General features: G+C 39.5%; 18 protein-coding genes. 8 read left to right on the top strand and 10 right to left on the bottom strand.

What is annotated here, in order from left to right; genetic code table 11:
• Positions 1–83: 83 nt before the first annotated feature.
• Positions 84–1,505, top strand: a complete 1,422-nt coding sequence (rpoN, locus tag AAHM81_RS00570) for an RNA polymerase factor sigma-54 (protein ID WP_342265434.1) — start codon at positions 84–86, stop codon at positions 1,503–1,505.
• Between the two features lie 298 nt (positions 1,506–1,803).
• Here rpoN and AAHM81_RS00565 read toward each other — a convergent pair whose 3' ends face one another.
• Positions 1,804–3,957 (bottom strand): WH2 domain-containing protein, encoded by a 2,154-nt coding sequence (locus AAHM81_RS00565; RefSeq protein WP_342265433.1) that lies wholly within the window; start codon positions 3,955–3,957, stop codon positions 1,804–1,806.
• 365 nt (positions 3,958–4,322) lie between these two features.
• Positions 4,323–6,332, bottom strand: a complete 2,010-nt coding sequence (gene uvrB, locus AAHM81_RS00560) for an excinuclease ABC subunit UvrB (protein WP_342265432.1) — start codon at positions 6,330–6,332, stop codon at positions 4,323–4,325.
• 209 nt (positions 6,333–6,541) lie between these two features.
• Here uvrB and AAHM81_RS00555 point away from each other — a divergent pair, with 209 nt between their 5' ends.
• The 4 genes from AAHM81_RS00555 (at position 6,542) to AAHM81_RS00540 (ending at position 11,888) form a co-directional block, all read left to right on the top strand.
• A complete protein-coding gene (locus AAHM81_RS00555; RefSeq protein ID WP_342265431.1) occupies positions 6,542–8,635 on the top strand; it encodes a hypothetical protein in 2,094 nt (697 codons plus the stop codon).
• 282 nt (positions 8,636–8,917) lie between these two features.
• Positions 8,918–10,261: an MATE family efflux transporter gene (locus tag AAHM81_RS00550; RefSeq protein ID WP_342265430.1), complete on the top strand. Its 1,344-nt coding sequence runs from the start codon at positions 8,918–8,920 to the stop codon at positions 10,259–10,261.
• 112 nt (positions 10,262–10,373) lie between these two features.
• Positions 10,374–11,117 (top strand): ABC transporter permease, encoded by a 744-nt coding sequence (locus AAHM81_RS00545; protein ID WP_342265429.1) that lies wholly within the window; start codon positions 10,374–10,376, stop codon positions 11,115–11,117.
• Between the two features lie 15 nt (positions 11,118–11,132).
• On the top strand, positions 11,133–11,888 hold the full coding sequence (locus AAHM81_RS00540; protein WP_342265428.1) for an ABC transporter ATP-binding protein: 756 nt from the start codon (positions 11,133–11,135) through the stop codon (positions 11,886–11,888).
• Here AAHM81_RS00540 and AAHM81_RS00535 read toward each other — a convergent pair.
• The 5 genes from AAHM81_RS00535 to AAHM81_RS00515 all read right to left on the bottom strand — a co-directional run bounded on the left by AAHM81_RS00535 (position 11,868) and on the right by AAHM81_RS00515 (position 15,583).
• Positions 11,868–12,023 (bottom strand): hypothetical protein, encoded by a 156-nt coding sequence (locus AAHM81_RS00535; protein ID WP_342265427.1) that lies wholly within the window; start codon positions 12,021–12,023, stop codon positions 11,868–11,870. The genes AAHM81_RS00540 and AAHM81_RS00535 overlap by 21 nt on opposite strands.
• Positions 12,024–12,232: 209 nt before the next feature.
• Positions 12,233–12,505, bottom strand: a complete 273-nt coding sequence (locus AAHM81_RS00530; RefSeq protein ID WP_342265426.1) for a hypothetical protein — start codon at positions 12,503–12,505, stop codon at positions 12,233–12,235.
• 209 nt (positions 12,506–12,714) lie between these two features.
• Positions 12,715–12,987 (bottom strand): hypothetical protein, encoded by a 273-nt coding sequence (locus AAHM81_RS00525; protein ID WP_342265425.1) that lies wholly within the window; start codon positions 12,985–12,987, stop codon positions 12,715–12,717.
• 190 nt (positions 12,988–13,177) lie between these two features.
• Positions 13,178–14,461, bottom strand: coding sequence for a serine hydroxymethyltransferase (glyA, locus tag AAHM81_RS00520; protein ID WP_342265424.1), 1,284 nt, complete (start codon positions 14,459–14,461; stop codon positions 13,178–13,180).
• A gap of 66 nt (positions 14,462–14,527) precedes the next feature.
• Positions 14,528–15,583, bottom strand: coding sequence for an ankyrin repeat domain-containing protein (locus tag AAHM81_RS00515; RefSeq protein ID WP_342265423.1), 1,056 nt, complete (start codon positions 15,581–15,583; stop codon positions 14,528–14,530).
• 517 nt (positions 15,584–16,100) lie between these two features.
• On the opposite strand from AAHM81_RS00515, the gene AAHM81_RS00510 reads away from it, so the two are divergent.
• From AAHM81_RS00510 to gap, 3 genes are all read left to right on the top strand, one after another.
• The gene (locus AAHM81_RS00510) at positions 16,101–17,342 is read left to right on the top strand and encodes a hypothetical protein (protein WP_342265422.1); all 1,242 of its coding nucleotides are present in this window, start codon (positions 16,101–16,103) and stop codon (positions 17,340–17,342) included.
• A gap of 234 nt (positions 17,343–17,576) precedes the next feature.
• A complete protein-coding gene (locus AAHM81_RS00505) occupies positions 17,577–18,800 on the top strand; it encodes a hypothetical protein (RefSeq protein ID WP_342265421.1) in 1,224 nt (407 codons plus the stop codon).
• Positions 18,797–19,783: a type I glyceraldehyde-3-phosphate dehydrogenase gene (gap, locus tag AAHM81_RS00500; RefSeq protein WP_342265420.1), complete on the top strand. Its 987-nt coding sequence runs from the start codon at positions 18,797–18,799 to the stop codon at positions 19,781–19,783. Before AAHM81_RS00505 ends, gap begins: the two co-directional genes overlap by 4 nt.
• A gap of 19 nt (positions 19,784–19,802) precedes the next feature.
• On the opposite strand, the gene atpG is transcribed toward gap, so the two are convergent.
• The 3 genes from atpG to atpH form a co-directional block, all read right to left on the bottom strand.
• Positions 19,803–20,690, bottom strand: a complete 888-nt coding sequence (gene atpG, locus AAHM81_RS00495; protein ID WP_342265419.1) for an ATP synthase F1 subunit gamma — start codon at positions 20,688–20,690, stop codon at positions 19,803–19,805.
• Between the two features lie 34 nt (positions 20,691–20,724).
• Positions 20,725–22,311 carry a F0F1 ATP synthase subunit alpha gene (atpA, locus tag AAHM81_RS00490; protein WP_342265418.1) on the bottom strand — a complete coding sequence of 529 codons (1,587 nt, stop codon included), beginning with the start codon at positions 22,309–22,311 and terminating at the stop codon, positions 20,725–20,727.
• 77 nt (positions 22,312–22,388) lie between these two features.
• Positions 22,389–22,928 (bottom strand): ATP synthase F1 subunit delta, encoded by a 540-nt coding sequence (gene atpH, locus AAHM81_RS00485; protein WP_342265417.1) that lies wholly within the window; start codon positions 22,926–22,928, stop codon positions 22,389–22,391.
• Positions 22,929–22,930: the final 2 nt, after the last annotated feature.

The raw sequence follows: 22,930 nt of genomic DNA, 5'->3' as shown, positions 1-22,930 counted from the left end.
CGATAGCGTAGCTATTTTACGAAAAAAAAGTAGCAAATGCCTAATCTATAAATAGTTTTCATTTAATCCAACTGAATAGCCAGATGCAGAAGCTACAATTAGAACAAAAGTTAACGCAGAGATTATCTGGACAACAAATTCAATTTATTAAGTTGCTACAAGTACCTACGGTAGCACTCAATGACTATATCTTAAAAGAGGTCACAGCCAATCCTTTGCTAGAGGAGGGGAAAGAAGTAGAACAGCAAGAAGAAAGTGTTTTGGCTGCAGAACCATTTGTTCAGGATTTTTCGTATGATCGTCCAGCTGATTTAAATAAAAAAATCTATAAAATAGAGGGGCATACTTCTCGTGACCTTTGGACTCCAGCTGTTGTTTCGCTTCAAGAAAAATTAAAGGATCAACTCCATTTGCTCCATTTAAGCAAAGTAGGATATATCATAGGCGAACATCTTATTGGGAGTTTAGACCAAGATGGTTACCTGCAATGTGACCTAGAAGTTGTGGTGCAAGATCTGCATGTACTCCACTATTTAGAACTTTCTTTGGAAGAAGTAGAGGAGATCTTAACTGCTATTCAGCGTTTAGATCCACCTGGTATTGCAGCTAGGAATCTCCAGGAATGTTTATCTATACAACTCCAAGGACAAGATCAGAAAGATCCGGCCATTCAGTTGGCACAGCGTGTGTTAAGTAATTGTTTCGAAGCCTTTACTAAGAAACATTACGATGCAATTGTGAAAAAGCTAGGACTTACTGATACCGCTCTTTTGAAAGAGGCCTTAGCCCATATTGCCCGTTTGAATCCCAGACCAGGTCGGCATCATAATGGCATAGATGACACCAATGATTACCTTATGCCAGATTTTATAATCGTAGAAAATCAAGGCAGGCTTACTGCTGAGCTGGTCCATTATCCAGTGCATAAGCCCCGTTATAATAAAAAATATCTTACCATGCTTGAAGCGTATGAACACAAGCCCAAACAAGACCTGGCAAGCCAAGAGATGGTTTCCTTTTTGAAAAAAAAACTAGAGCATGCCAAATGGTTTATGGAGGCACTTAGTCAAAGGAGCCAAACCCTGTTAAAGACGATGGAAGCAATTGTAGAATTGCAATATGCCTTCTTTGTAGAAGGAGAAGAAACAGATCGACTAAAGCCAATGGTTTTGCAACATGTAGCAGATAAGGTTGGTATGGATACTTCTACCATTTCAAGAATTGTCAACCAAAAATCTGTTCAAGCTAAGTTTGGTGTCTATCCCTTAAAATTTTTCTTTTCTGAGGGGGTGCGTACAGCTACTGGAGAAGACATCAGCAATAAGGTGGTAAAAAATAGAATTTTAGAGTTGATTAACAGCGAAGACAAGCAAAATCCCTATTCGGACGAACGCATGGTAGCCTTATTGGCAGAAGAGGGCTATCATCTGGCACGCCGTACTGTAACCAAGTATAGAGAGCAGTTGCAGCTACCGGTTGCTAGGTTGCGGAAGGGGTTGATATAATGATTGTATGTGATACTTTTTGCTTGGTATCTATTCACGTCTGTGGCTGGGCCCCTTATCTCCTTCGATAAAAAGTCTGGCCCGATAGTAAATAGTTGAATCGACATTTTTTATCGAAGGAGACGTGGAGCTGGCAATGGGTTAGCCATTTGCTTTTTTAGAAAAAGGTAGCCATAGTGGTGCATAGGCACAAAAAATCAAGCCCCTTGTAAAAAGATGCTCAAAGCACAGTTTACAAGGGGCGTTTTTTTGCAGTAAAGTAGGTTATGAACCTATTTTAGATGATCTATTCAGTCTCTTAGTCGTCCCATTCATTATCATCTTCATTATTTTCGTTATTCTCTTCCTCACTATCCTCACTATCACTCATTGCCATAGCAACGCGGCGAGCTAAGATTTCAGGTATACCAGCAGGCGGTTCTTCGAGAGGTGGCTTGTCGTTTAGTGGAGAACGCTTAAGCTTTACTCCTTCTCTAATCTCCTTCAGCAACTCATTACGCGAACCTACTTCTTCTGGTTTATTTTGCAATAGCTTCTTATCAATAGCTTCGGATGAATTAGGTGTCTCAGCAGATTGTTCGCTTGCTCTCTTAGATAATTTTTTTTGTAGCTCATCCATCATACAACCACCACTATTTGTTGGTTGCGCATCTGCTTTAGTCCTACAACTACCACCTTGTTTTGAAATGCTTGCTGAGACCGGAACCGGCTCTGTTAGAGGCGGCAGCGGTGGTGGTGGTGGCGGCACTGACCCAGTGGCACTTGGCATGGGTGGTGGTGGTGGAACAGTTCCAGCATTACTTTCAGGGTTTATATTTGAATGTTTGTTTGGATCATCTAGGTCTGAAACCTCCTTGTTACGATTTGCACTTTGTCTAATCTGATCTAGTAACGCACTTGGCATGGGTGGTGGCGGTGGAGAAATAGTTCCAGCATTACCTTCAGGATTTATATTTGAATTTTTGCTACGATCTTGGTTTGCATTGATCTTTGTAAGTGACCATTCTGGTAGTGGTGGTGGCGGTGGTGGTAGAACCGGTCCAGTGCCGCCTGTATACCCCATAGGTGAAATGTGTATTTTGGTAGTTGTATGCTGGGCTCCACCTTGCGTAGGCACTCCTTCTAGCCTATTGGTAGTTGGAACAATGTGCTCATTATGTATGTTGTTTATATGCCCATCATTTGTATCTCCAGATTCATCTATTTTTTCTGGCTCCTCGTCTGTTGTATCCTCAGGACTCGAGTCTAGCATCCAAGCAGGTGGAAGCGGAAATGGTAGCTCATTAAAATGGTGTTCCTCTTCAGCCCCATCTCCATCTTTGTCCACTGGCTCTTCCGGTGGCATTTCAGTAGGGATTTGTTGAGGGGATAACGCTGCTGGTGCATAGTATGAAAGATATGGTTCTGTATATTTGGTTACAATAGATGCTATATTTTCTAATTTGATCAAACGATTATATGGCCCATCTTCAAGGTAACAATAAGCCTCTTTGTAATCTCCTAACGGTAAACTTGCATAATGATTTTGTAATGGATCGTCTAACTTGCTCCAATCAAATACCAGCTGATTGCCACTCAGTAACGCAGGACAAATAATATAATCGCTTGTATCCACTGTCATTTCTTTGGTAGCCGATTCAAGATTGCTTTCTAGCATGCGCCTCACCAAATGGGTTAGACTCTTGGTATCCTTAGCCAACACAAATCCTATGTTGTTAAGCCCTTTAAGGGCATCAGCATCTACATTGCCTTTAATCGATAGCGTATTGCTGATTAAGTTATTGAGCCTACTAAGTTTTTGATCTAATGTTGCCGTAAACTTCGTAGAAGGCTTGATGCCATCTTCTGTGAAAAGAGGCATACCATCCATAGCCTCTTTATAGCAAAATTTTATCTCTCGCCATGAGGAATCTGTTGTTATCTTATGCCAAAATTCCTCCTGATCAGATAAGCGACCCGATTCCTTGAGTAACTGCTCGAGTACTGGACCATCAATTTTTATAATACGCGGATCTGGAACAGTATCATAGCGAATAGAACATATACTTGCTATATCTGTTTGCTCCTTTTGGTCACCTTTCGTGTCCTGCTCAAGGAGATGCATCCATCCATCTTCTGAAGACAACTTAACAATAAATGCCTCTTTGGTTGTAGATGGTACAAAGATGCCACATAGGTGACCACTTAGATCTAATATTGTACCTTTACCCAATAAAGCGGTAATCCCTAATAGATCGTCTTTAGATGCGTTTGCATCTTTTAGCGCATTGGTTTGATTGGTTCGATTTATTTTTGACGCTAAATATGCTTTTTCCATGTGAAATTTTGCATCATCACTGGAAAAACCAGGGCATGCTTTTGCACTAAATAAAATATAAGCCGCTGGGAAAATTATGTTTGGGCCCATTAACCCTTTGGTAATAGATTTAAATTTATTAAATTTGTGCATCATAATTGTTTTTTTTTAGCTGTTGCTTGAAAATGCTTTGCAAGCGAAGCATATAAGGCCAGCATGGGTCATCTATTCTATTTGGCATGGCCATACTAATTGCCCATTATTAATGGCTGTTAGATCATTAAAATTATAGAGTAGACCATATGGTATATGGCACATCAATGGTGGACAAATAGCCAACCAACAATGTAAGCTGCTTTTCTACAGCCTCCATCTATAGAATATAGAAAAATCCAGATAATGAAATAGATATCAAAACACCGTGCCTACTTTAGCTCCCCTTGCATCTGGAAGTCTGTTGCTACAGGTTCATATTGAATGGTACTAAAAAAAAATAAAAAAACAAAAGATTTTTAAAGATTTTATGAGGCGTTGTGCTGCTTTTTTAAGTTTACTATGGCTTCTTTTAGTCGATCTGCTTCTAGAAATTGCAATGCTTCTGCAGCTTGGTACATTTGGGATTCTAGTATTTTAAGCTGCTCTTCTATGGTTTCCTCTCCTTCATAAGGTGGCCTATCTTCGGAAACAGTTGTAGGGAAATTTCTATCCGAGAGTTGTGTAAATGGACGTGCTGTTTCATGCATTACATCCATAGCAGTTTGTTTTTGTGGTACAGGGCTAGGCGTAATGTTATGTTGTTTGTTATAGGCCATTTGTAAAGCGCGTCTACGTTGTGTTTCGCCAATGGCTGCTTCCATTGAAGCGGTAATTCTATCTGCATACATAATGACCCGTCCTTGTGCGTGGCGTGCTACCCTACCTATGGTTTGAATCAGTGAACGGGTATTTCTTAAAAAACCTTCTTTATCTGCATCTAAAATAACCATTAAAGAGACCTGTGGTAAGTCTAATCCCTCCCGTAGTAAGTTTACACCTACTAGGACATCAAAAGTACCACTACGTAGTCCATTTAATATGGTCACACGGTCTAATGTTTTGATTTCAGAATGGATATATCTGCAACGGATGTTTGCATGAATTAAATAGTCGGTTAATTCTTCTGCCATACGTTTGGTGAGGGTGGTAATGAGTACCCGTTCTTCTTTTTTTACTGCTTGATGAATCTCTTCTAAAATATTATACATCTGATGGAGTGTAGGACGTACCTCTATTTGCGGATCTAGTAATCCTGTTGGGCGTATAATCTGCTCTATAACGATGCCATCAGCGCTTTCTAGTTCATAATCTGCAGGTGTTGCACTTACAAAAATGACTTGGTTGATGAGCTGTTCAAACTCATTAAAACTTAATGGACGATTGTCCATAGCAGAGGGCAACCTAAAACCATGTGTTACTAAGTTGATTTTTCTAGCCCTATCGCCTCCTGACATGGCCCTGAATTGAGGAATGGTAACATGGCTTTCATCAATAACCATTAGGTAATCTTCAGGGAAATAGTCTAGCAAGCAAAAGGGGCGCTCTCCAGCCGATCTGCCATCTATATAGCGGGAATAGTTTTCAATACCTGTACAATAACCCAATTCTCGAAGCATCTCCAAGTCCAGTTCCGTTCTTTCTTGCAGCCGTTTGGCTTCTTCGAATTTACCCATTTCATGAAAGTAATTTAGCTGTATATGAAGATCTTCTTGAATTTGTCTTACTGCGCTATCTAATATATCCTTACCCATCACAAAGAGATTGGCAGGAAAAATAAATGCCTCTTGTAGCGTTTTTGTCTTGCTACCAGAGGCTGGATCTATGATATGGATGGCTTCTAGCTCATCTCCCCAAAAGATAAAACGATAGGCGTAATCACCATAAGCGACAAATAAGTCAATGGTATCGCCCATTACGCGAAAGCGGCCCCTTGTAAATGCGCCGTCATCTCGGCTATAGAGCATCTCCACAAAGTACTTCAAAAGATCGTTGCGCGATAGCTGTGCACCTACTTTAAATAAATGACTATTCTGCTTGAAGGATGCTGGTTTGCCAAGTCCATAAATACAGGAAACAGAGGCTACCACAATGACATCTCTTCGGTCGCTTAATAAAGCAGCGACTGTACTAAGCCGCAACCGCTCTAATTCATCATTAATAGCCAATTCCTTTTCTATATAAATGTCACTGGCTGGCAAATAGACTTCTGGTTGATAGTAATCATAATAGGATACAAAGTATTCAACCAAATTGTTGGGAAAAAAGGAACGAAGTTCGCTATATAGCTGTGCTGCTAATGTTTTGTTATGGCTGATCACCAGCGTAGGCCTATTTAACGCCTGAATCGTATTGGCTATCGTAAAGGTTTTACCAGATCCTGTAACCCCCATCAGTACTTGGCTAGCTACGCCACGGTTGATGTGTGCTACAAGCTCTAGAATAGCTTTTGGTTGGTCGCCTGCAGGTTTATAAGGTGATACAATTTTAAATGACATAGATAAAAATAAATAGAAGCGCAATGGTTTAAAAATCGAAGTAAAATAAGAAAAATAGGATGCATTCCACTATCGTAAGCAAACAAGTAAAATGGATATATGTTAAGGTGCTGTCGTAAAAGCATGATATATCCATCATTTTGTCGCTATTATATTTGTTTTTTTTATTTGGAATCAGTAATATAGTTAAATTATCGATCTCCGTCCATATGGCTTTAAATTTTAATAAAAATGGCTTATGCAAAGCAAGTTGCTGTTTTGTTTTCTCTACTATTTTTTTACAGGCGTCCAAGTGTTGGAATAATAAACTTCAATCCCTTCCTATATCTATATTGCCTCAAGTGGTTGAGAAGAAGTTGCCATTAGACGGTCCTGCAAAAGGGTATGCTGTTGCTGATCCCGATCCTGGTCCTGATCCTAGTCCTAAGTCTCATTTGGATGATGGTGGTGGTTATCAGGCTAATCATGAGTTTAATCCTGAATTTAATCTTGACACTGACCCTGATTTTAAGGCTAATCTTGACGCTGATCCTGGTTATGAGTCTGGTTATGAGTCTGATACTGATTCTAAGGCTAATGAGCATAAACATCTTAAAGATGTATCCACGCAACAGCCATCGTCTTTATCTGATCCTCGAAAAGATAATGTATACTTTGATTTTAAAAGCTGGATGGAAACGATGCGTGAAAGGGCTGATCGGAGGAGAAATATTCAATGGAAGCTTTCAGGAGATGAATTGGTGCGAGAGGTAGGTAATAATGGGAGTAGCAATAGCCTATATGCCTCAGAAGACTATATCGTTCAAGGGTTGAATATATATCGTGCTGCAAAAAGGATTTGCGCACTATATGGACAAGGCGGGATCGTATTTGCCGACAAAGCCCGTGAATTTATTGAATATTATTATGATTGTTTAGACCAACCAAAATCAGAAGATTTTTGGATAGACACGATAAAAAAGCTAAATAAAGCAGTTGTATTACACCTACAAAAAAGGATCTTTAAGAAAGAAGATGAAAATTCTATAAATGCTAAACTGAGATTGGCAGAAAATTATGTTGGATTAGATGATACACATTATAATGTTACTACTATCTTTTCGATAGATGGCAAAAAGTTTGCATTGGAAGATAAAAAGTGGTTGAAACCAACAGAAAAACAGCAACGGGCCTATCGCAATAAAGAATCAGAAAAATGGTACCTCCGTTTAGATCCATTTGAACAAAAGTTCATTGATGTCTATCAGAAAAAATTAACAGATGGTAACCACTACATTCCAACCCAACTTCGAAGCATTCCAGGGTGCAGAAATGCCTATCAAAAAAGGGTGATGGCTTATGACGAAAATAATCATCCAATTCTATTGGGCGGTTACTATCATAGTGGATCATTGGCCTCTCCTATTGAATGGGCGGATAAAGTCACAGATTTTCAAATGACTCAAGATAATTGGGAGCAAGTTACCAACCATTGTAAAGATATAGAAGTAATCTCTTTAAATTATAATATGAATCTGCTGGGTTTTGAGCAAGCTCGTGAAAAAAAAATTGTAGAGGATACGCAAAAGGTAGTAGGGAATGATCGATTTATGAACCTATCGATCAATGGGATTGGAACATGTGATAACCTTGATAATCAGTTCAATAAATTGGTAAATCAAGCTGTGGCTTTCTATCAACCAACCCATTCCAATGTATGTAAATATTTTAATGAGGAGCGCAAAAAGAAAAGCTGTTTTGAGAAGATTTGTAGCTTTGCAAAAAAAGAGGATCCAACAGCGGATAGGAACAAGGCAATAGAGGAAATCGGAGATCTAAAGGATAAGAACCTATTTAAGCAATTAGCTGTATTAGAAGCGGCTGCTAAAAAATCTCAGATTTGGAATAACGTAAAACAGACCGCCTATGTAACGGACAATCCCAATGCGACGCTTTGTGCAAACTATATTGCATGTAAGGCAGTATTGGGCCAAGCAAAAGATCAAGCTATTGCTTCTGTTTTGGTTTTTTGTAAAAGTGGAAAGGATAGAACTGGTTTGATGAGCTATTTGGTTGATACAAATATTATTGTCATGCACGGTCTTTTGAATGTAACGGATAGTCTAATTGCTAAAGAATTAGCTCATTCTGGACACTATCAAGGATTGGCTGGGATAAATGCAGGTAGTCCAGGTAGGCCTGGTTTGAAACCTGTGAAGGGAACTACGCTGTCTCGTGACTATAGTGACCAACTTTTCCTGAAAGCAGCTATGTCCACTAACATTCCTCTAGGAAAAGAACCAGTTGAGGAGATAGATGATTAATTTTATTGGGCGCCAAACTTTTATGGAAGGTCACACTATCCCTCTATTATAGTTGTTTTTGTTGCGCATCCTTTCTAAATTTGCATGAAATCATTTGCGCTATCTTACTTAGACCTTCTGCAAAAGCTACGTGTGATCAGCAATTTTTAGGAGAAGCAGAAATAGCTTTTGCAGAAGGTCTCTTAATTGTCTATTGCTCTATACGATATGGGCTTAACTGTTCTGGTCTACTTTTATGCTGCTCAATATATTGGCCTGTTTTTTTAGCGCATTCTAACCCCTATGTATTTACGTTTTCCATCTATTGATAGAAGGTTAATTGTAGCCTACCTTATGCGTAGCTATCCCATTATATTTAATAACCTAAATGTATTAGCCATTGAGGCAGTAAATACTACTATGGTAAGCCGCATTGGTGTTGCGCATGCTGCTTCTGCCGTTTTTGCCCATACATTGTTCAATATTTTTAAAAAAATGAATGCAGGTATTTCTATTAGCGTTGCGCTACTAGTGGCCCGTGCAGATCGTAAAAAAAATCATAAACAGGTTGGACAAATTTTGAAACATGGGTTATTACTCAATACCTTTTTTGCGCTTCTTTTTATTATAGCGCTGTTGGTGCTCTCTTTTTATTTGGCTTGTGCGCACCAATCACCAGAGATAGCTAGCCTAGGACGCCCCTATTTACAGATTATAGCTATTTCACTCATACCTTCGGCTATTAATAATATGATCAAACGCTATCTGGAAGGATGCGCCCATGGGAAAATTGCACTGCTGTTAACATTCTTTACACTGATTACTAATTTAATATTTAATTTTTTATTCATGTATGGCCAATGGGGGGCTCCAGCATTTGGGTTGAATGGAGCAGCTATTGCTATTGTACTTTCAGAAATACTGACTGTAATAGCAGGGGTGGTCTATTTGGTGTATCTATCACCACAAAATCATCCTATCACGGGGCTGGGTTGGCGCCAAATATCTTGGCGGTATTTTAAGAAAATCTTGTCGATCAGTTGGCCAGTTGGACTGCAGTTTGGCATAGAAGGTGCTTATCTTCTTTTTATTGCCATTATGGTAGGCTGGATCAGCATAGAAGCACAAGCAGCACATGCTATTTTATTTAATATTTGCCAATTAATCACCATTTTTGCAGTTGGTTTAGGACTTTCTGGTTCGATGTTGGTAACACAGCAACACCATCCTCAAAATGGATGTTTGGTAAGAAAAGTAGCCTTTATGGCATGTTCTGTGATTGGTATGGTTTCCATTATAGTTGGACTGATGCTGTATGCTATGAGCCCTTATATTATTTCTTTTTATAAACCTGTTTATACCGTACGTGCTTTGGTAGTATTGTTGATTACCCATCTCTCGCTTTTTCAATTATTTTATAGCCTTTGCTACTGGGGAAATAGTATATTGCGTGGTTTGAATGACAATGCTTTTTTATTCCTATCTAATATGATTACACAGCTTATTGGGGTGGGTATTTGCTACCTTTTAGTTATAAACTATAAGTGGCATATCAATGGCGTATGGATTGCTTTGATACTTGAACGCATCCTGCTGGGCTTTTTTTTATTTATTCGTTTCGATTATAAAACCAAAATGTCTGTATAAGGTTTTACCATCCCTTTGATGGCAAAATAATGGTTTATGGAAGCGGATTGCTTGATTGCTATCTATTTATTGGTTATTTTTCTGAAATAGAGTTTGGATTTTATTGTAAGCTATGATCAAATCATTTGGAGCATATTTACTTTTTTTGCGCGCCATGTTTGGCAACCCTATTCCGTACCGCATGTTTTTGGCTCGGGTTTTCAAGGAATGTATTCAAGTAGGCGTAGACTCTCTTTTTATTGTTTGTATTATTTCCATTTTTATGGGTGGAGCTACTTGCATTCAGCTTGCTTCTCAATTAAAAAATCCACTTATTACCAAAGATTTTATAGGTGTTGCAGTGCGTAATATGACGGTTTCTGAATTGGCTCCAACGGTCATTGGCATTGTTTTTACCGGTAATATAGGGTCTAGTATAGCCAGTGAACTGGGGTCTATGCGCATTAGTGAGCAAATCGATGCATTAGAGATTATGGGTGTAAATGCCAATAATTATTTGGTTTTACCTAAGATTATTGCCACCGTTTGCATGTATCCATTGTTGGTGATTATTGCTATGTTTCTTTCTATTTATGGTGGTTTCCTCTCTTGCAAGTGGCTCACCTCCATTCCTCCTCAAGCCTATATCAATGGATTAAGAAATGCGTTTGATGCATACGATATCCATGTGGCGTTGTATAAATCATTGGTTTATGCTTTTATCATTTCTTCTATTGCTTGTTACAAGGGTTTTTTTACAAGGGGCGGATCGTTAGATGTAGGCAAATCTAGTACAGAAGCGGTTACCAATAGTTGTATTGCTATTCTAATAGCCGATTTATTTTTAGTCTATGTTTTACTCGGTCATCGTATCTAAATCGGTTGTGCCTATATGATTACTTTTGAAAATATTTCTAAAACTTTTAATAAAAAAGTAGTCCTAGATGGGATCACTGGCAGATTTAAAACTGGGCAAATCAGTTTGGTAATAGGTGCCAGTGGAACTGGGAAAAGCCTTTTAATGAAATGTTTACTTGGATTGGTCATGCCAGATGAGGGTGTTTCTTTTTTTGATGGGCGTGATCTCGTATATGGCGATAAGCTGCTGCAAACTGAGATAAGAAGAGAAATTGGCATGCTCTTTCAGGGGGGGGCTCTATTTGATTCTAAAAACATAGAGGAAAATGTTCGCTTCCCATTAGATGTACTCACCACAATGAGTGCATCAGAAAAAAAAGATCGTGTCCATCAGTGTTTGGAGCAAGTAGGCCTGATAGATGCACAGCATAAGATGCCCAATGAATTAAGTGGTGGCATGAAAAAGCGGGCTGGCATTGCTAGAGCTATTGTGAACCATCCTAAATATCTGTTTTGTGATGAACCTAACTCTGGCCTAGATCCTCAAACAGCCCTTAAAATAGATGAATTGATTGCACAAGTAACCCAAACTTATAAAACAACGACTGTCATAGTGACCCACGATATGAATACAATTTTATCTCTGGGTGATTTTATCTTGTTCTTATACAAAGGGAAAAAGTTGTGGGAAGGTAGTTCCAAGGATATTTTATATACTAGATTGCAAGAGCTAGAAGATTTTCTATTTGTTGGCAAGCTTAAAGAGCTCTTACGTCAGGGAAAGGAATAGTATCTGTTCAACACTATGGCCATAGTGATAAAATGCCCCTGTAAAAAGTTTCGAAATAGAACCCACCCCTTGCAGATGATTAGGAAAAACAGCTTCCTTTGAAGCCCGCGGAGCGGGCGACTTCTGTTTTTTCATCTGTAAGGGGTGGGTTCCGGAACTTTTTGCCGAGGGCTTGATTTTTTGTCCACTTTTTTATCAAGAAAAAAGTGGAATAAAATTCGTATCTATTCACGTCTCTGGCTGGCCGCCTTATCTCCTTCGATAAAAAGTCTGGCCCGATAGTAAATAGCTGAATCGATATATTTTTCAGCGGGAAAATCGTAAACTCAGCCCGCAAGCGGGCTTCAAACAGACGATTTTCTAATCCACTGAAAAATATATCGCTCAGGTGTTAGTGTTTTACTAGAGCGCCATTTTTTTATCGAAGGAGACGCTGCGGCTGGTAATGGATTAGCCACTTGCTTTTTCAGCCAAAGGTAGCGTATGCGTTCAACGCTATGGCCATAGTAGAAAAATGCCCCTGTAAAAAGTTTCGAAATAGAACCCACCCCTTGCAGATGATTAGGAAAAACAGATTCCTTTGAAGCCCGCGTAGCGGGCGACTTCTGTTTTTCCATCTGTAAGGGATGGGTTCCGGAACTTTTTGCCGAGGGCTTGATTTTTTGTCCACTTTTTTATCAAGAAAAAAGTGGAATAAAATTCGTATCTATTCACGTCTCTGGCTGGCCGCCTTATCTCCTTCGATAAAAAGTCTGGCCCGATAGTAAATAGCTGAATCGATATATTTTTCAGCGGGAAAATCGTAAACTCAGCCCGCAAGCGGGCTTCAAACAGACGATTTTCTAATCCACTGAAAAATATATCGCTCAGGTGTTAGTGTTTTACTAGAGCGCCATTTTTTTATCGAAGGAGACGCTGCGGCTGGTAATGGATTAGCCACTTGCTTTTTCAGCCAAAGGTAGCGTATGCGTTCAACGCTATGGCCATAGTAGAAAAATGCCCCTGTAAAAAGTTTCGAAATAGAACCCACCCCTTGCAGATGATTAGGAAAAACAGATTCCTTTGAAGCCCGCGCAGCGGGCGACTTCTGTTTTTCCATCTGTAAGGGGTGGGTTCCGGAACTTTTTGCCGAGGGCTTGATTTTTTGTCCACTTTTTTATCAAGAAAAAAGTGGAATAAAATTCATTATTAACCAGTGACGTGAATAGATACTAGTATTCTGCGGTGCTCGACTGCGCTTCTCCTAAAAATTGTTCGTCACAAATAGGTTATGTAAGGGGTCTATTACATTAGCTCGAATAGTCCACCCTTGTTAAGGGAAAATGGCGCATATATCTATTGACTGCTGCCTTTACTTGTTTAATCTCTGACTCATTGTCAATATTCTTAAGGACACGATCGATCCACTCTACTACCAATAGCATATCACCATCCACCAAGCCCCTGGTTGTGATAGCAGCTGTGCCCAAACGGATGCCTGAGGTAACTTGTGGCGTAGTAGTATCAAAAGGAATTAAATTTTTATTCGTGGTAATCGCTGCCTTTTGTAAAGCAGCTTCGGCTTTTTGGCCTGTAAGCTTATGACCAGATAAATCTAGCAATAACAGGTGGTTGTCTGTTCCATTAGATATAATCTTGTATCCTTGATCCATTAACGCTTGTGCCATCACCTTTGCATTTTTTTGTACTTGTATGGCATAAGCTTTGTAGTCATTGGTCATGGCTTCGTAGCATGCAATAGCCTTGGCAGCAATGGTGTGCATCTGTGGTCCGCCTTGTGTGCCGGGGAAGACAGCAGCATTCAGCAAGGTAGACATTCTTTGAACCATGCCTTTGGCATTGGCTTTTGGATGGTCAAAATCTTTGCCCATAAGGATCATACCTCCTCGAGGTCCTCGTAAGGTTTTGTGTGTGGTAGTAGTTACAAAATGACAATAGGGGAAAGGATTATTGAGTAGTCCTTGACTGATCAGGCCTGCAGGATGGGCAATGTCTGCCCATAAAAATGCACCTACTTCATCTGCAATGGCGCGCAGCCTTAGATAATCCCAATCACGGCTATAAGCAGAAGCGCCACAAATAATCATAACCGGTTGTATCGCTCTTGCCTTTTGTGCAACTTCTTCCCACTCTATACATCCTGTTTCTTGGTTTAAACCGTAAAAAAAAGATTGGTATAATTTCCCGGAAAAATTTACAGGAGATCCGTGGGTTAAGTGGCCACCATGGGATAAATTAAATCCTAATATTTTATCACCAGGCTTTAAAACCGCCATCATCAAGGCTGCATTTGCCTGTGAACCAGAATGTGGCTGTACATTCACCCAATCTACATGGAACAATGCTTTGGCCCGTTCAATAGCCAAGGATTCTACTTCATCTACGATATCGCAACCACCATAGTAGCGTTTACCTGGTAGGCCTTCTGCATACTTATTGGTTAGAATGCTGCCTGTGGCAGCAGCTATTTGCGCAGAAACAAAATTCTCAGAAGCAATCAATTCTAATCCTTCTACTTGGCGTATTTTTTCTTTTTCTATCAGCGCAAGAATGGTGGCATCCTGTTTGATCATAATGTATAATTAAGGCGATTACAGCGCATAATGAGCGGGTTGCCCACCTTAAAAGTAGTGGGAGGGTTAATCAACACCCAAAAGATTTATATGCGCTAATATCAGATTGTAAATTTTAGCATTGCCATGATGCATGGCAAGCTCTAATGGGCTAAGTCCGTTTTTATTTTGTAGAAATACTCCCCTTCCAGCGTGTGCCAATAGTTTTTTTACAATAGTTGCATGTTGATATTCAACAGCATAATGTAAAGCAGTTTGTCCGCTCTTGTTTTGTTTGTTTACGTTGATAGACGCAAAACGCAATAATCCATTCACGGTTTTTAGGTTGCCAGTAGCTGCTGCATAATGCAATGGTGTGCTCTCAGTATTATCTGTTATGTTGACATCCAATAGGAGGCAATTGTGTAATGTGTTTAATAACTTGCTTTTTGTATTTGCAGCTATAAGGTGTAGTGGCGTAACGCCATTATGTGCTTGTTCATTGATATTAAAGCGTCCAGATTTTACCAATGCTCGAAAGATGGACACTATATTTTGCTTGACAGCCCAATGCAGCTCAGTATATCCCTTGTCGTCTTTGGTTTCCATAACTTGTTCTTGCTGCAACAAGCGTTGAACAATTGGAAGACTAGCTTTTTTTATAGCCATGTATAAAGCGCTAGGTTTGGTGTTGTAATGCGCGCCGGCTTGCAATAATAACTGTACTAAATCCTTTCTGTTTTTGTTAATGGCCAGTTGTAATGCACTATGCCCTTGACCATTTACAATGTTTGGATCTGCACCAGCTGTAAGCAAAAGCGATACGATCTTTCTATGGCCCCTTTCGATTGCAAGCAACAAAGGAGTATTGCCACTTTTAACGCTTACTGGATTTAAAAAAGCTTTGGCCTCAATGAGGCATGCCACAATTGCTTCTTTAGCATATTTAGCAGCATAGTGCAATGGGCTATATCCCAAATAATCTTGATTATTAATGTTTTTTCTATCTCGTAATAAACCAGTGACCTTTTCCAAATCATTCTCTTGAATGGCCCATATAAGCTGTTTGTCCACAGGAGATGGTTGGTGGGTTTGGGACGTTGCGTGGGGTGTTGGGTTAGCATGGGTATATCCACCGCTCATACATAGCATGCAAAAGTAAATACATATGCTTAATGCTTTTGTAGAAAAGCAGGAGAAGGATAATGGTTGCATTGCATATAAAAAAGAATGGAATGAACAGTATGGTTTGTTAGCGCTATAAAAATGCCCCCTTTTAAAGATTATAACAAATATATGCAATCTACTTAGAATTATGGCTTGTAGATGGTATAAAAGATTTAAAAAAGAAGTTATAGGCAGCCCTAATCACCCGATAGTTAGCTATTAATTTAACTTTTCTTTAATAAGATTAATGGTTAAATTCAAGCGCTAAGCATACTGTATGCTTCATTAGACCTTCTGCAAAAGCTATTTGTGATCAGCAATTTTCAGGAGAAGCGCAGTCGAGCACCGCAGCATACTAGATGTATTTGAGGAGTATAGACAAGCTTCGACACCAAAATTGCCATTAGAAATAGGTTTTGCAGAAGGTCTATTATTGTTGAGAATAGCGTACTTTTAGATAGTACTTCCATTTACTATTAGCTACAGTAGTTATATGTTACGTAGAAAAGCGCAGCAAAAAAAAATATTTTTTGTACATTATTATTTATTTTATACTCTGGTTGTAGCCTATTTACCTTTTGTAATGTGTGGTTGCCTACGGGGTGGCCTATTGCCTAAGCCCAATTTAACTTTAGCTAGTTTACCTGAGTCAATCAAAGAGCAGTATTTCACTCTAACGCAAATGGTAGACGATAGTGGAAAGGAGCGGTTAGAAAAGGTAATGGATAGAATCTCATCGCAAAGTATATTAAAAGACTTTATAGATAAAAGTCTTCAAAATCATATAGCTTATAATGCCTTGCTGCAGTTGCTACCCAAACCTGAGCGGGCTGTGCTTAAGCAAAAGTTTGATAAATCATTTGATATCCATGATATGGATGGTCAAATAGATGCACAAAAAAAGCTTATCGATCAATGTGCAAGTGATTTGAAGATGATTCAGCATGCTGCCATTCCAACCCGGCAACACTATATAGATTTATTGGAAATATTACCCGACCATAAAGCTACCGCATTAAAAAATAAAATCGTCCAGCTTACCAGGCCAGATGAGGCCGATCAGCTGATTGCATCTTGGCTTCCTAAATGGTTTGGTCAATTGGATGATCGTGCGCAAGAAAGTTTCTTGAAACTGTCAGATCGTAGACGGCAGGAGTTTCTTAAAGATCTTTTTGAAGCACCTATACGCCACAAGGAACAAGAGGCTGCTGCCTCCAAAGCAGCGCAGCCAAATGATAGCGATGTCATTCCATCGGTTGCGCAGCTGGATATTCATAAATTGCTTGAAGAAAAACACAAAGAGCAACAAGCACAACAAGAACAAGAGGAAGCCATACCACAAGATGAATGGGGGGATAAACTACCATTAGAAGGTAAGCAAAGAAAGGAGTTTTTACTTTCTATATTGCCATTCAAGCAAGAAGATCGAAAATCTTTAAAGAGACTTTTCAACCAAGCAGAGTCCGAGAGTATTTATTTTTTTGTACGTGCTTATCGTGAAGCATTTAGTCCAGGTGACCGTATTAAACTATTGAAAATATTGATTTGCCTGTATAGAAAGGATCAGTCACTCACTATTAAATTATGTAACCGTCCTGACTTATTAACCACTGGGGAGTCTCTTCGCATCGTTTGGATCGCAGGTTGGTCTGGAACAGGGTTGTTAACTAAGCTTAGGGAGGCTATATGTGAAATTATAAGCAGGGAAGAAGAAGATAATTACATGGAGCCATAAGCAGTTGAGAACAGGTCTATTCAACTGTTATTGAAAGTTTTTTGAAGCTAGATAAAGCGTAATAATAATATTCTGGTGCTGTGCATATATAAAAATCTCTAAATTAAGGATAGATTTGTATGAGTAGGTTGTTTTGATTTTCTATTAGACCTCTTTCGGCATCAAAATTGCCATTAAAAATAGGTTTCGAAAGAGGCGGTATTGCGATCGCCTCATATTATTTATAGCAATCATATGTTACATAGAAAAGGAGCGAAAAAAGATTCATATTTCATGCCTTATTTTTGGATTTATATCCTAGTTGTATTGTTCTCTACAAGTTGTAACGGTGTACGACCAGAGTTTATGCCTCAGTATAATTCAGTGCTTGGAGAGCTACCTAAACCTGCTAAAGAAGCTTACCTAGAACTCCTGGGTCTATTAGATGGTGAAGATAAGGTGGAGTTAAAAAAGCAAATTGATAAAATCGACAAAGTAAAAAAGTTAGAGGATTTTATATACAAACGGCTTGAAAATCAAAAAAAATATAATGAGGTGCTTAAGCTGTTGCCTCGGTCAGACCACATTGAATTGAAACAAAAACTTGCTCAATGCGATACCCTACATGATCGAGAAGCGGTTCTTAATGAATACTTGATGCTGTTCAAAATGATTCAGCAAGTTGACGCTCTAACTAAGCAACACTATATAGATTTGATTGCACTATTATCAGACGATCAAGCCACTGCGTTCAAGAATGAGGTAATCCAATTCGATAACCCACAGAAGGTAGTCGAGCGTATCGCATCAAAATTCTGCAATGTATTTGGGGAACTAAAGAAGGAGGATAAAGAAAACTTATCTAAACTTAAAGATCGTGGTCGACAGGATATTCTAAGGGAAATTATGCAATCTAATGATACAAAAGATAGTTCGGGTATGCATACTGGAAAAGATGAGTCAAGCCAGGCTAAGTCAAATAATAAACCTATCGATCCAAATATGTCTAATGATGAACATGCAGCTATACTCAAACCAGATATCAATAAATTAATCAAACAAAAGGTCGAAGACCAACAAAAACAAGATGAAGCTATACCCCAAGATGAATGGGGGGGTAAGCTATCCTTAATAAAAGAAAAAAAGAATAGGCAAGAATTTTTACTCTTGGTAATGAAATTCGTTGAAGCTGATCAAAAAATACTAAAAGAACTTTTCAATCAGGTGATTCCGGATAGTCTTGAGAAGTTTTTTAGTGTTTTCTTCACAGGATTCACCAACGAGGAGCGGACTGATCTCTTGGGTGCAATGATTTATCTTTACAGAGCGAAGGAACTAATTACTGTTAAATTGTGTAATGCGCCTAAATCGGTATCTAAATGGGAAAAATTTAGCTTGTTCTTGGCTACTACTGCAGACCAGCTGAAGGTGTTAACGAAATTGGATGACCTTTTAAATAAAAATAAATCACAATCATGAAAAATATTGCAATTAATGGATTTGGTCGTATTGGCCGATTGGTGTTACGTCACCTTTTAGCTTGTAGTGATGTAAAGGTGGTTGCCCTTAATGATTTGGCAAATAGTGCTACGTTGGCCCATTTGTTTAAATATGATTCCAATTATGGTCCCTTCAAGGGGCAGGTTACATTTGATGATGCCAGTATCACCATAGATAACAAGCGAATGGATGTTTATGCATCAGCTGATCCATCTAAGCTGCCGTGGAAAGCGCTAGGGGTGGATGTCGTTATAGAGGCTACAGGCCGTTTTTTAGACAAAGAGGGAGCCATGCGCCATGTAGCGGCAGGGGCCAAACGGGTAGTACTTTCTGCGCCTGCTAAGGAGTCTACCATTCCTACTGTTGTGTTGGGTATCAATGATGCTGTTTTGCAAACCAAACCGGTTATTGTATCTAATGCCTCTTGTACAACCAATTGTTTGGCACCGGTTGCTAAGGTATTAGATGACCATTTTGGTATAGAACAGGGGGTAATCAATACCATTCATGCCTATACAGCTGATCAGTCGCTGCAAGATGGACCCCATAGTGATTTAAGAAGGGCAAGAGCAGCTGCGTTATCTATTATTCCTACTTCTACAGGGGCTGCCAAAGCAATAGGACTTGTTATGCCCCATTTAGATGGCAAATTAGATGGGATTGCCATGCGTGTGCCTGTATCGAATGGATCAGTGGTTGACTTTACTGCTATCTTAAAAAAAGAAACTACTAAGGAGGCTGTAAATCAAGCAATGTATCAAGCTGCTCAAGGCCCCCTTCAGCAGATATTGGCCTATACGGAAGAGCCGATTGTTTCTGTAGATGTAATAGGCACTACCCATTCTTCTATTGTGGATGGCAAGCTGACCTATGTGCGTGGTAAATTGGTCAAAGTAATAAGTTGGTATGATAATGAGGGGGGGTATGCCCATCGGCTGGTGGATATAGTAAAATTGCTTTAATAGGTTATTTGTGGAGCTTTTAAGCGTTTGCTAAAGCTTCCGCGCCACTTGTAATTTCTGCTAGGGAGTTGGTGATTAATGCTTGCCTGCTTCTGTTGTAACTGATGCGTAGTACTTTTAAAAGCTCATCTGCATTATCCGTTGCTTGGCTCATGGTGGCCATTCTTGCAGCATGTTCACTGGCACTAGATTCAACCAGCATATGCATGATTTTATGTTTTAATATTTGGGGAATAAGCTGCTCTATGAGTAACTGATGAGAGGGTTCATACATATAATAAAATGGACCGGTAGGAGGGGAGTTATCCTGCGTTTCCACACTAGGCAAAAAAGGTAAAAAGGGAACTATGGCTACCGCTTGCTTAGCGGAATTTTTAAAAGCGGTATAAGCCAATATAATCTCAGTGTATCTGTTGGTCTGAAAAGCTTCTATACAATAGGCAGCCAACATACTGCTTGCTTGATCATTGGGTTTTTCTAATAGGTCAATATAACCATCTATAATAGGTATGGAATACTTTTTAAAAAATTGATGGGCTTTTTTGCCAATAACCAGCACTTCTACAGCGGCCCCACTTTGCTTGCGTTTGATTGCTTCTTCATAAGCTGTTTTGATTACATTTTTATTGAATGCGCCACATAGCCCTCGATTGGAAGCAACCACTACCAACAATAGCCGATTGCCTATCTTTTGTTTGGTTAAAGGATGGGCTAGCTCGCTTCCATCCATAGTCTGTAAGACAGTATGCAATAATAGATCATATTGGGTGGTATACGCTTTTAGAGGCAATAGCCTCTGCTGAGCCTTATGCAATTTGGAAGCAGATACCATTTTCATCGCTTTGGTAATTTGCTGGGTAAAGGCTATCAAACTGATTCGGTCTGCTACTTCTTTAAGATGTGCCATAGTGATTTGGTTGCTTTACTTTTACGAGACCCCTTTAAGCAGTTGCTGAATAGACTGCTAGTAGGGGCTTGGCTACTTCTGTTAGCACCTGAATCATTTGGTCTCCCCAGCTTCCCTCTGCAATACTTGCCAGCATAGTAGGATGTTGGGTACGTAATAATTCTAAAAACTTTCTTTCAAATATTTTGATTTGGGCTAGTGGAACGGTATCCAAGTAGCCACTCATAGCTATATACAATATAGCAACTTGTTCCTCTACTACCATAGGGGCGTGTAAGCTTTGCTTGAGTAGCTCTTGGTTTTTACGCCCTCTCTCAATAGCTTTTTTAGTAGTATTCTCTAAATCAGAGCTAAATTTTGAAAAAGCCTCTAGTTCCGTAAATTGCGCTTGATCCAGTTTTAAGGTGGCAGCTACTTTTTTAATCGCTTTGATTTGTGCGGCGCCACCAATGCGAGATACAGAAATCCCTACATTAATAGCAGGCTTGATGCCAGCATTAAATAAATTCATTTCTAGGAAGATCTGCCCATCCGTAATGGAAATAACGTTGGTGGGAATGTAAGCAGATACATCGCCCATTTGGGTTTCTACAATAGGTAGTGCGGTAAGTGATCCGCCTCCTTTGACTTTTCCTATTAAGGAGGCTGGAATGTCATTCATAGAAGCGGCCATTGCATCACCAGTAATGATATGGGCTGCGCGTTCCAATAAACGGGCATGTAGGTAAAAAATATCACCAGGAAAGGCTTCTCGGCCTGGTGGTCTGCGCAACAATAGCGATAATTCCCTATAAGCAACTGCCTGCTTGGAAAGGTCGTCGTATATAACCAGCGCATCTCTTCCAGTATCTCTGAAAAATTCACCAATAGCTGCTCCTGCAAAGGGGGCAAAAGACTGCATAGGCGCGGAAGCAGAAGAGGGTGCGGCTACAATAGTGGTATAGGCCATCGCACCATGTTTGGTTAATGTTTCCACTACACCGGCTATAGCAGATGCTTTTTGACCAATGGCTACATAAATACAATAAATAGGCTTGCCTTGCTCAAATAACCTACGTTGATTGATAATGGTATCGAGTGCAATAGATGTTTTACCCGATTGCCTATCCCCAATAATAAGCTCCCTTTGCCCTTTGCCAATGGGAATCATTGCATCAATCGCTTTTAATCCTGTTTGGAGGGGTGTATCTACAGGTTGACGGTAAATGACACCAGGTCCATTGCGTTCTAGGGGCATCTCAAAAGTTTCTCCAACAATAGGGCCATTGCCATCTATAGGCATGCCCAGGGTGTCCACTACACGGCCTAGTAACCCTTCGCCTACTTGAATGGAAGCTACATGCTTGCTTCTCGTCACTACATCTCCCTCTTTAATGGAATTGGCGTCTCCTAAAATAACGGCCCCTACCATATGCTCTTCTAGGTTTAAGGCCAGTCCTTTGCATCCATTTGAAAAAGAAAGCAACTCGCCTGCTTGTACATGTAAGAGACCATAGATGCGTACTACACCATCACCAGACTGAATGACGATACCTGTTTCTGCTAGTTCAGTTTCCGTTTTAAAGTTGGATAATTGCGTTTTGAGTATTGCAGTAACCGCATCTGTATTTATTTGTGCCATTTGTTCAATTATAATTTCATCTGCTTTATAGCAGCCATATATTTTGCTTTTAACTTCTTTATCTATAAAACACCAGCTTAGTGTAAAGCATTTTGTAATGCCTGCAGCCCATGTTTTATACTTTTATCTAGCTTTAAATCACCAATTTGCAATATATAACCTCCAATAATGGAAGGGTCAATTTGTTGCTTTAACAAAACTTCTTTACAGGGGACCCATTGTTTTACCTCTTCTACCAATCTCTGAATCAGCGCTTCTGGTAATGCAACAGCAGTGGTTACAGTGGCAGATTGAAGTCCTATGTGACTGTGATAGGCGGTCGAAAAGGCAGTTAAAATTTCCTTTAAAAAACCGATTTGATGTTGATCTATAATTATTTCAAGAAACCTCCAGACCAGAGGATTAAGACCTTGGTTGCAAATCTTTTTAAGTAATGTTCGTTTCTCAGAATGGGGTATGGTAGGATTATTGAGTAAGCCATCTAATAAAGGATATGCCGTAAACTGATGGTGCAAAAACGAGAGGTCACTGTTGATTGGCTGAAGCCTACCACTTTGAATGGCTTGGGCCAGCAAAACGCTGGCATACCGTTCTGCTATCTTCTTTTTTTGTAACATAG

This window comes from Cardinium endosymbiont of Philonthus spinipes, from assembly GCF_964030745.1.
Taxonomy (GTDB): Bacteria; Bacteroidota; Bacteroidia; order Cytophagales; family Amoebophilaceae; genus Cardinium.
The sequence above is the reverse complement of the archived record's forward strand: the minus strand, read 5'-3'. Positions and strand labels throughout refer to the sequence as shown.

Coding starts and splice junctions, on each gene's coding strand:
- rpoN (WP_342265434.1), top strand. CDS start 84: ATGCAGAAGCTACAATTAGAACAAAAGTTAACGCAGAGATTATCTGGA.
- AAHM81_RS00565 (WP_342265433.1), bottom strand. CDS start 3,957: ATGATGCACAAATTTAATAAATTTAAATCTATTACCAAAGGGTTAATG.
- uvrB (WP_342265432.1), bottom strand. CDS start 6,332: ATGTCATTTAAAATTGTATCACCTTATAAACCTGCAGGCGACCAACCA.
- AAHM81_RS00555 (WP_342265431.1), top strand. CDS start 6,542: ATGGCTTTAAATTTTAATAAAAATGGCTTATGCAAAGCAAGTTGCTGT.
- AAHM81_RS00550 (WP_342265430.1), top strand. CDS start 8,918: ATGTATTTACGTTTTCCATCTATTGATAGAAGGTTAATTGTAGCCTAC.
- AAHM81_RS00545 (WP_342265429.1), top strand. CDS start 10,374: ATGATCAAATCATTTGGAGCATATTTACTTTTTTTGCGCGCCATGTTT.
- AAHM81_RS00540 (WP_342265428.1), top strand. CDS start 11,133: ATGATTACTTTTGAAAATATTTCTAAAACTTTTAATAAAAAAGTAGTC.
- AAHM81_RS00535 (WP_342265427.1), bottom strand. CDS start 12,023: ATGAAAAAACAGAAGTCGCCCGCTCCGCGGGCTTCAAAGGAAGCTGTT.
- AAHM81_RS00530 (WP_342265426.1), bottom strand. CDS start 12,505: ATGGAAAAACAGAAGTCGCCCGCTACGCGGGCTTCAAAGGAATCTGTT.
- AAHM81_RS00525 (WP_342265425.1), bottom strand. CDS start 12,987: ATGGAAAAACAGAAGTCGCCCGCTGCGCGGGCTTCAAAGGAATCTGTT.
- glyA (WP_342265424.1), bottom strand. CDS start 14,461: ATGATCAAACAGGATGCCACCATTCTTGCGCTGATAGAAAAAGAAAAA.
- AAHM81_RS00515 (WP_342265423.1), bottom strand. CDS start 15,583: ATGAGCGGTGGATATACCCATGCTAACCCAACACCCCACGCAACGTCC.
- AAHM81_RS00510 (WP_342265422.1), top strand. CDS start 16,101: ATGTTACGTAGAAAAGCGCAGCAAAAAAAAATATTTTTTGTACATTAT.
- AAHM81_RS00505 (WP_342265421.1), top strand. CDS start 17,577: ATGTTACATAGAAAAGGAGCGAAAAAAGATTCATATTTCATGCCTTAT.
- gap (WP_342265420.1), top strand. CDS start 18,797: ATGAAAAATATTGCAATTAATGGATTTGGTCGTATTGGCCGATTGGTG.
- atpG (WP_342265419.1), bottom strand. CDS start 20,690: ATGGCACATCTTAAAGAAGTAGCAGACCGAATCAGTTTGATAGCCTTT.
- atpA (WP_342265418.1), bottom strand. CDS start 22,311: ATGGCACAAATAAATACAGATGCGGTTACTGCAATACTCAAAACGCAA.
- atpH (WP_342265417.1), bottom strand. CDS start 22,928: ATGTTACAAAAAAAGAAGATAGCAGAACGGTATGCCAGCGTTTTGCTG.